Source organism: Burkholderia sp. LK4 (assembly GCF_001043615.1).
GTDB classification, from domain to species: domain Bacteria; phylum Pseudomonadota; class Gammaproteobacteria; order Burkholderiales; family Burkholderiaceae; genus Burkholderia; species Burkholderia cepacia.
In genome coordinates, this window is sequence record NZ_LDUL01000177.1 from 1 (window position 1) to 1,191 (window position 1,191).

General features: G+C 59.5%; 1 protein-coding gene. It reads left to right on the forward strand.

Annotated elements, in window-relative coordinates:
* Nucleotides 1-399: 399 nt before the first annotated feature.
* A complete protein-coding gene (locus tag VK92_RS38725; protein ID WP_042976781.1) occupies nt 400-951 on the forward strand; it encodes a cupin domain-containing protein in 552 nt (183 codons plus the stop codon).
* The last annotated feature ends 240 nt before the right edge of the window (nt 952-1,191 follow it).

Here is a 1,191-nt window from a genome sequence, read left to right on the forward strand (position 1 = left end):
GGGTTGTTGAAAGTATTGAACACCCGACCGTTTCTACGCACTGGGCGTTTAAAATAATCAAGGCGCCGGTTACGCGTCATTTACATCGAAGGGCATCAATTTTTGCGTTGCAATAACGCTTTTTGCTGCCGATGAACGCTTGATGACGCGAACCTGAGAGCCAGCATATACGAGCCAAAAACGGCGTCAAATGTTTTTTAACGGTGTTGCATCAGGGCTTTCCCGAGCAGTGCAAACAAAAGATTCGCAAATGGAATAATCGACGGGGTGTTCATTATTTCGAACGCCTTTCAGGGTTTTCCCCGCTGATGTGCGGCATAAAGTGATTAGAATATTCAACGGCTGTCCACTGCGTCGTTTCACTTTGTCATCGCACCTATCGTGTCCGAAACCGAATCGATGTCCACCGAAGTCGCCGAGCGCCTGCGTTTCGTGCGCAACAAGCATGGCCTGTCGCAGCGCGAACTCGCGAAGCGGGCCGGCGTGACCAACGGCACGATCTCGCTGATCGAACAGGGCCGCGTGAGCCCGTCGGTCGGCTCGCTGAAGAAGTTGCTGGAATGCATCCCGATGAGTCTCGCGGAGTTCTTCACGTTCGAGCTCGTCGAATCGCGTTCGGTCGTGTCGCGCCGCGACGAGATGCCGAACCTCGGCAACGACACGCTCGCGTTTCATCTGGTCGGCGCGAGCGTGAAGGACCGCAACATGTGCATCCTGCGCGAGATCTACCAGCCGCACGCCGATACGGGGCCCGAGATGCTCGTGCACGCGGGGCACGAGGGCGGTGTCGTCGTGTCGGGCCGGCTCGAGCTGACCGTCGACGGCGCGACGTGGCTGCTCGACCCCGGAGACGGCTATTACTTCGAAAGCCGTTTGCCGCACCGTTTTCGCAATCCCAGCGCGGACCTGATCTGCGAGGTCGTCTCGGCCAATTCGCCGGCGACCTTCTGACTTCCCGACCGCGCATCACCGCATTCGCTGCCGGCCGGCTGCGCGTCACGCGCAGCGGCGCGTCGCATCGCGAATGCCAAAAAACTGAGGCATCCTGATGAACAAGTTGACTTTGGCTGACTGGCAGGACAAGGCGGCGTCGCTCGAGATCGAAGGGCGCGCATTCATCGACGGCGCGTCGCGCGACGCGCACGGCGGCAAGACGTTCGACTGCGTGAGCCCGATCGACGGCCGCGTGCT